General features: G+C 77.3%; 1 protein-coding gene. It reads left to right on the top strand.

Annotated features, from left to right (window positions below; genetic code table 11):
• Positions 1 to 322 (top strand): ROK family protein (locus tag DW309_RS12540; RefSeq protein WP_136045566.1); only part of this gene is annotated, 322 nt, incomplete at both ends.

The raw sequence follows: 322 nt of genomic DNA, 5'->3' as shown, positions 1-322 counted from the left end.
TGCCCGGCATCGTCGACGCCGACGCGGGCGTCGGGGTGTTCGCCAGCAACATGGGCTGGCGCGACGCCCCGCTGCGCGACCTCGCCCGCGAACGCCTCGGCCTGCCCGTCGCGTTCGACCACGACGTGCGCGCGGCCAGCTGGGCCGAGCACCGCCTCGGTGGAGCACGCGCCTACGACGACGCCGTGATCCTCGTCATCGGCACGGGCATCGCGGGCGCCCTCCTGGTGGGCGGACGGCCGTACACCGCGGGCGGTTACGCCGGCGAGATCGGCCACTCGCCCATCGCCGACGGCCCGGCCTGCCCGTGCGGCGCGCGCGG

Source organism: Microbacterium sp. K41 (assembly GCF_004794395.1).
Taxonomy (GTDB): domain Bacteria; phylum Actinomycetota; class Actinomycetes; order Actinomycetales; family Microbacteriaceae; genus Microbacterium; species Microbacterium sufflavum.
This window is presented reverse-complemented; position numbering and strand designations above follow the sequence as displayed.